This is a genomic window from Streptomyces sp. NPDC037288 (assembly GCF_055603265.1).
This window is the reverse complement of record NZ_JBVJVY010000113.1, coordinates 1-7,208: the sequence shown is the minus strand read 5'-3', so window position 1 is coordinate 7,208 and position 7,208 is coordinate 1. Positions and strand designations below refer to the sequence as shown.

At 65.7% G+C, this 7,208-nt stretch carries 5 protein-coding genes and 1 pseudogene; 1 reads left to right on the top strand and 5 read right to left on the bottom strand.

Annotated features, from left to right (window positions below; genetic code table 11):
- Positions 1-207: 207 nt before the first annotated feature.
- The 5 genes and pseudogenes from ACZ7GZ_RS41555 to ACZ7GZ_RS41535 form a co-directional block, all read right to left on the bottom strand.
- Entirely contained in the window at positions 208-1,437 is a 1,230-nt protein-coding gene (locus tag ACZ7GZ_RS41555) for a ParB/RepB/Spo0J family partition protein (RefSeq protein ID WP_471032847.1), read from the bottom strand.
- Positions 1,434-2,699 carry a ParA family protein gene (locus ACZ7GZ_RS41550; RefSeq protein WP_471032844.1) on the bottom strand — a complete coding sequence of 422 codons (1,266 nt, stop codon included), beginning with the start codon at positions 2,697-2,699 and terminating at the stop codon, positions 1,434-1,436. Before ACZ7GZ_RS41550 ends, ACZ7GZ_RS41555 begins: the two co-directional genes overlap by 4 nt.
- A gap of 218 nt (positions 2,700-2,917) precedes the next feature.
- Positions 2,918-3,736 carry a hypothetical protein gene (locus tag ACZ7GZ_RS41545; protein ID WP_471032843.1) on the bottom strand — a complete coding sequence of 273 codons (819 nt, stop codon included), beginning with the start codon at positions 3,734-3,736 and terminating at the stop codon, positions 2,918-2,920.
- Between the two features lie 1,083 nt (positions 3,737-4,819).
- Positions 4,820-5,800, bottom strand: coding sequence for a DivIVA domain-containing protein (locus tag ACZ7GZ_RS41540; RefSeq protein ID WP_471032841.1), 981 nt, complete (start codon positions 5,798-5,800; stop codon positions 4,820-4,822).
- 599 nt (positions 5,801-6,399) lie between these two features.
- Positions 6,400-6,947 (bottom strand): annotated as a pseudogene (locus ACZ7GZ_RS41535) (leucine zipper domain-containing protein); the annotation flags it as partial.
- 75 nt (positions 6,948-7,022) lie between these two features.
- Between ACZ7GZ_RS41535 and ACZ7GZ_RS41530 the strand changes: the two are divergent.
- A partial coding sequence (locus ACZ7GZ_RS41530; RefSeq protein ID WP_471032839.1) for a hypothetical protein occupies positions 7,023-7,208 on the top strand: 186 nt, incomplete at its 3' end.

Below are 7,208 nucleotides of genomic sequence, written 5' to 3'. Positions count from 1 at the left end.
CCGTGGGCAGCGCCGCCGCAGGACTGCTCACCCTCGGCGCCGGCTACTACCTCCGCCGCCGCAAGACCACCGGAGCCGCCATCTAAGAAACCCACAACCCAGCACCACGGAAACGGTCCCTCCCCACAACCGCCGGGGGAGGGACCGTCTCACATAGAGGGGCCCGCTCTGACGTCAGAGCGGGCCCCTCTCAGGAAGCCGTTGGCTTCAGGCAATCCGAGCGGCGGCTTGTTCCGCCAGGGTGCGAGCGAGCTGCTCGAATCGAGCGGCATCCCGCTCTAGGGCCTTCACGCCCAGGAGCCGCAGCAGATCGAAGAAGGCGTCGTCAGATTCAATCTTGAGGTCGAGGAGCGTCGCCAAGCTGCCAGGCTCGTTGTACGGAACCTTGCGGGTTTGAAGGCCGGGTTGAGTCTCTTCGGTGTCGCGAGCGGTGGGCGCTTCCGTCCGAGGCTCGGGTACCGGCTGCTGTGCGGTTTGATCGGCGGCCTGAGTGGATTGACCGCTGGAGGGTGATGTGTCTGGCTTGTCTCCCTCTATTACGCCGTAATAGTCGTCCGGCGTCCGGGTCGGCTGGTGTCCTCCATCATTGGGGGACTGCTCGACCTCGCCACCGAGAGACGCTCCGCCCGACTCGCCGTCCCCAATTACGCCGTAATAGCTGTCGCGCTGAGCGGGCTCCTGCTGGGTCGGCGCCTCGCTTCGAGGCGTCTTCTGGACGCGCTTCTCTTCTTCCTTCCTGGCCCGCTCTTCCTTCAGCCGCTCGAGTGCTGCTTCCTGCTCTGCGGCAGGCTTGCTGGCGACAGCGCGCAGCAGGTCGATGGGGTCATCGCCGACGCGGCGCTGCAGTTCGGGCGTGAGATTCAAAAGAGCGAGGCGTTGTGACACCCAGCCCTGGGATCGGTGAAGCCGCTTGGCCAACGCTGTCTGGCTGCCATGGATGGCCAACAGACGCTGGAGGGCTCGGGCTTCGTCGAGTTCCGGGAGGTCTTGGCGATGGATATTGGCGACGAGGGCAGATTCGAGAAGTTCTTCGGAGTTGGCGCCCTGGTCGTCACTGACCATGACCTTGACCATGGCGAGTTGGGCTTCGCGGGCAGCCGCGAGGCGGCTGCTGCCGTCGACGACCACGTGGGTCGTGTCGGGTTCGAGGTCTGCTTCGCGGTCTGGGTTGGCCTTGATGTAAGCGTCGCGGTTCATGACCGTGATCGCTTGTTTCTGGCCGTGAGTTTTCAGACTGCCCACGAGATCGGTGAGATCGCCGAGGGTGGAACGGGGGTTGTCGGGGTTCACGCTGATGCGGTGCGGCGGAAGCTCGGTGGGCGGGGCGACGGCGTCGGTGGGCACTCCTGTCGCGGCGGCGACGGCCTGCCGGCGTGCGCTCACTGGACGCACTCCACCGCCGAAGCGGCCCGCTCCCAGCTGGTCGGCCTTGCTCATGCGATCTCCCGGGCCAGCGCGCGCATGCCGATCGCCTGTTGCGACTTGGGCGCGTAGGACAGCAGGGGCCGCTTCATTCGTACTGCTTCCTTCTGTTCTTTGAGATCGCCGATGAGCCCGACGACCCGTGGATCCTTTATGTCGACCCACCCCTGCAGCGAAGAGGTGGCAATGAAGCCGCGGCGGGAGTCGTAGAGGTTGACGACGATGCCGAGGTAGTCGATGTCGACCATGAGGTCGCCACGCAGGTCGTCGATCTGGGTAGTGAGTAGTTCGTAGGCGTCTGCGGAGCTGTCCTCGGCCTGCACGACGATCAATGCGCCGGACTGGCCGGGCTTCTCACCGTCGCGGCGACGACCGTAGTACGCGGCGGCGTCCATGCTGAGGCCGAGGCTGGGCGGGCAGTCAACAACGATAACGTCGTAATCCTGTTCGAGTGGGGCGAGGGCGCGTTCCAGCGCCGCCTCCCTGGCCCGTACGGCGGACAGCCGGACGTCAAGGAGGAAGGCGTCATTGCAGGCGGGCAGAAGATGCAGTCGGCCACCGAAGGCGTCGTCATCGATGGAGACAACGAGATCGCGGAGATCACCCTTGGGGTCTCCTGCCATGTGATTAGTGAGGCTGTCGCCGTTCATCGGCAGAGGCGCCCCCCCAAGTTGGTTGGTGAGGTGGCACTGAGGGTCGAAGTCGACGAGCAGGACGCGGAGCCCGAGACCGGGTAGGTTTTCGATGTCCAGCGAGTCGTCACTGGCCGACTCGTCGTCGGAATGCGTGTCGCTGGCGCGCAGGGCCTTGGTGAGTGCCCTGGACACCCGGACGGAGTGCAGGCTGTTGGCGTCTTCAGCAAGTGCCTCACCGAGACCAGCGGTGATCGCTGTCTTGCCGACGCCGCCCTTCTGGTTACAGACGATGATGCGCCGGGTGATCTCAGGCCGTGCAACGTCCGGGGCGGGGTTGGAGTCAAGCCACAACTGCACGGACTGCGCCAGGCCTTGAATCAGTGAGACGCGGCGGTCGCTGACGATTCGGCGGAACTCGTCCCACTGACCAGGTGGCAGGAAAGTGGAAAAGGAGTCGGCCCCCGACGTTTCGATGGTCGCGGGGGTAGAGGCGAGGCCGCACCAGTCCCTGATGCCCTGCTCGACGGCTGCCTGAATCTCGATGCCGTGCTGCGCGGCTCTGACTTTGAGGTTCTGCCGGAGCCTTCCCGGCAGTTTGGAGACGACCTTCTCGCGGTCGTTGGAGGTTGTTGGCGTACTCATGGACGACAGCTTACTAACGTTCGCGCTCTTTGGAAGCACCGACACGTTAGGTAGAGGCGCATGAGGGAGCCGGGGAGGGCCGAACCGGGCGACGGGAGCCTATTACGCCGTAATAGCTGATCGTGGGATGCCGAGGTGAGGTCTCTCTATTACGGCGTAATAGGGAGACCTCAACGGCCTGCGTGCGAGCGTCCTGAGCACAGGGGACCCAGGCGTTGTTAGGGAGCCTTGCCTCCGCGGGAGAGAACTGCCGTCGCGGCCGCGTACGCGAGGCGGGCCTCGTTGGTTCTCGCCGCCGGCCGCGCGCTCTCCCGCTCGCTTCTCTTCAACTCCCGGACTACAGCTTCCACGTACCTTCCGAGACTGACGATTTGAGTGGGGGTCTCACAGTCAGGAAGCACCGCGGCGATCTGGTCGAGCCAGAAGGTGACCTCATCATCGTCATCCAAGCCCGCCCGGTGCTCGATCAGGCGCTGTGCGACCGGAGCCAGCAGTGCGTGATGGCGCGCCGCCTCCTCCTGTATACGGCGTTCAGCCGCGGCCTTGGCGGCAGCGCGACGCTCGGCTACGAGAACGGCCTCAGGGGTGCGGCGCACGGGCCGATCGCCGCGTTCCGGGTCCATGAGCGTTGTCGCGCGCAGGCGCTTCGCCTTGTTGTAGGCAGCGCTGGCCGTATTCACAGCGAGCGGCTCGGCGAGGGCGGTCCACTCCACCTTCGCGGCCCGGGCATCCTCAATGGCCTTCCCTTGACGGACGTCAGCCTGTTCGCGGAGGTACTCCCACAACTTCACACGGGTGATCGCGGCCTTACGCCGCGCCTCCTCGCTCTTCAAGGCACCAGCGTGGGCTTCGAGATACAGCAGGGCCTGGTAGAGCTCCTCGTCGGCCGGCATCCGGCCGACGTTCTCGTCCTCGGCGTCTTCGTGCAGTTGCCGCAACTCACCGATAAGAGCCGCAGTATCGACCGCTCCCAGCCGAACCGGAACCTTGAGCAATGGCCTTGTGGGAGCAGCTGACTTTCTGATGAGACGTGCCATGGCAGGGAGTCTGCCTGACGATTCACATTCTGTGAATTCTGGCGCTGGAGGTCGCGCTTTGATGCAACACGTCCGTCCACGGCCAGGCTTGAGCTAGGCACGGGCCCCGAGAGAGCGGCGATGGCTGCCGATAGCCTCGGGCGTATCGAGGGACACGCAGCCCGGTTGGGACCGAGCCCTACCTGACCGTGGAGTGGGATTGGCTTCAGCTGCGCCACAGTCGGCGTCGCACCGAACCAGGGCTCCCCTGAACGCGTGCTGCACCCAGGCGTCGAACCGCTTGCCGGTGAGCCGGTCGACTCTCTCCGTCGGTGCGGGAAGGTACCGGGCGGCACCGGCACCGCTGCCTGCCGCCCTAGAGCGATCAGCGGCCACGGCTGAGATGCGTACACATCTTTTCCGACCGGGTCCCGTGTCCCTGAGTCCTGACCTGACTCATCGGCGATGCACCTACTCCCGTCCGGGAACAGGCGCCGTGGGGGAGGCCGTAACGATGCTGCTCCTGTCAGACGATGGTGGAGAACATCGAGCGGAGTTGGTAACAGGCGTTACCAACCAGACATGAAGACGCGGTCGGGTTGCGCGACCTGCTGCGCGATCCCGCCTGCACCGTCGCGAAGATCGAGACAGCGCTGCGGTCCGGTCCGGTCGCAGGCCGCTTGATCTACCCAGTGCGAGCAGGCTGGTCGAGCAGAGCCCTTCTCCGCGCTGGAGCAGACCCAGGCGGTCGGGTGGAGGGGGCGCAGGGGCCGTCGTAGGCGTCGTTGGCGATCCGAGGTGACTGTATGACGGTGACCCGGTCGGCCCCGGGATGGTCCTGCGACATTGTCTTCAGCGCGCGAAGGGCGATGAGTCCAGGGGCACGAGGTACGCACGGGCGAGGCACAGGGGTTGTTCGCCCTATTGGTGGGACAGTCGTATCGCGTCTTAGCGCAGAGCGGTGTCGCGTCGGCGTAGCGCGGCTATCGATGATGGGCGGCGTGGTTCGAGCCCCGGTCTGGAGGTCGCCAGTCGGCAAGACCCGGACCGAAGTCCGGGCCCTGTGGGAAGCTGCGACGCTGTTGTCGAACCAGGGTCCGGCGCTCAGTCGTCGTCCTCTTCGATCAGGAATCCGTGGCTTTTCAACGGCGCCTGGCCCATCGGGGACGCATCCTGCCGGCGGGCCTGGGACATGGGCGGGGGCATCGTGGCGCTCATGTGTTGCTGGCCGCCGTAGTGCGGAGGTGGCGGAGGGGTGCCACCCATTGTCTGATTGCCGCCGTGGGAGTTGCCGACGCCAGATGGGGTGATGGAAGGAGGCAAGGACGAGGCCGCCTGGTTGTGTGGTGGGGGTGGTGGGGGCGGCGGGGCGTCGTCCTGGAGCTCCAGATGGCGCAGTTGGGACTCGAGATACGACTTCAAGCGCGAGCGGTAATCGCGCTCGAAGCCGCGCAGGTCTTCGATTTTGCGCTCCAGCGTGGCACGGGCGGACTCCAAGGAGCCGATGACGGCACGGTGCTTGTCCTGCGCGTCCCGCTCCAGGGCGTCGGCCCTGGCACTGGCATCACGCTCGATACCCTCGGCGCGGATGCGGGCCTCGCCGAGGATCTTGTTGGCTTCGGAGCGAGCCTCGGCGATCGCCTGGTCGGCGGTCTGCTGGGCCAGCGAGAGGACTCGCGCGGCGCTGTCGCCACTGGGATCGCCCGCGCCCTGACCCATCGGGCTGGAACCTTGCGAGCCGCCTTGGTCACGCGTTCCAGCCAGCTGAGGAACGCTCATCGGTAGCTGGGACGGGCCACCTGTCTGCTGCGGAGGGCCCGGTATGCCGGCTGGTAGAGCGCTGGGGGCCCGCATGCTCTGCTGCTGGTCTTGCTCCGGGGGCTGGTCCGCGCTCTGTTGGTTCTTCGCGTTGGGACCAGTGGCAGCGGCCAGCTTGGCACGCAGGTCCTTGTTCTCGCGGAGCAGACGGGTCAGTTCGGCTTCAACTTTGTCGAGGAAGGAATCGACCTCGTCCTCGTCGTAGCCTTCTCGGAGGCGTGTGGTCGTGAACTGCTTGTTCCGCACGTCCTCGGGGGTTAACGGCATTTCTTCACCCCAACGTAGTCATCGGCAGTCGGGAAGGAGCGATCGTCCATCCTCACTCTGTGGGATGAAGACGATGATCATCAGTAACGAAGAAGGAGGGGTCGAGCGCCGCGCCCCGAGACGCAGCGATGGGATGAACCGCTGTAGAAGCGTCAGCGGTAACCGGTCACAGCACAGGATTGATTCCTGGTCTTGAGAGAGACAGTGGCCGCTCCCTGGGGATCGGGGACGTAGAGTCGCTGCAAGTCGTCCGGTTGCGAGGAACCGTCATATAGATGCTGCCCAACGGGTGGCGCCGCTTTCCCGGTCGAACAAATCGCCATAAAAGTAATATAGATCTCTGTAGGTCCAGTGTGTCGAGAGTAAGGCCAGTGGCTGCGAGGAACACCTCGAGGAGGCCGTGCCAGCGCTCGCAGACTCTCAGTCGTCGACGGAGCACCCTCTCCGGCTCAGAGAGGGTGCGAGCGCCCAAGGCGATGACGGGCTGAAGCGCGGGGCGGGCGCCGGGTCGGTGGTCAGCCCCGTGCTGCGGGTCGGCCCGGAGCCGGCAGAGGTACGTCGAGGTACGTCTCTTGCAGGCGGATGAGCGAGTCGCGCACCGCACAGATGGCGGCCTTCTCGGACGAGTGGACTTCGCTGTAGGCGAGGGCAGTCGGGGCAAGGCGGCACGGCCGTGGACACGCCAGCCTCCGCTGTCGGGGAGTGCACCCGAGTTTTTTGACGCCGACGTGGACCAGTTCGCCGGGCTGGCTGCGTTCGTAGCGGCGCGGATGACCTGCCTTGTGGGCCGGTCCAAGAAGGCACCAGGCGGTTCACTCCCTGCCGGGCCAGGACCTGGTGCACGGTCGGGCCCGGCAGGCCCAGGATCGGCCCGACGCGAGCCGGGCCCAGCTTGTGCTCCTGTCGAGGCGGTACACTCGGTCCTCTACCGCTGCTGGAGTTGGGCGTGCGGTGCCGTGTGCGGTCGGTTGGGACGATCACGCAGTCTGGCCTCGCCTTTTGTCCGCCAGCGACGCAGCCACTTGTGGGCCGTGACCCGGGAAACTCCCCATCTCAGCGCGGCATGCGAGACGGGACGGCCGGAACGGACACGCTCGATCAGCAGCTGTCTGCCGTGAACGGTCAGCCGGGTATCACGGTGGGACACGAGACCTCCGTGTGGCGCAGGCCTTCGCCATGATCAAGCCCGGTATCCGTCAACAACGCTCGTGATCAATACATCTTGCCGCTGGCCCAGCGCTCAGTGCAGGCACCGGTCGGTGATCGAACGGCGATGGCATACCGCCCCGGCCTCCTCGATCTCTGGGAACTCCGCTCGTTCTTCGAGGTGGTGAAGGACGATTCGGCCAGCGTGGTTGTCCCGGCGTTGGCCGGTGCGGCCGGCGGATGGCCGGGTTTCCAATTGGTT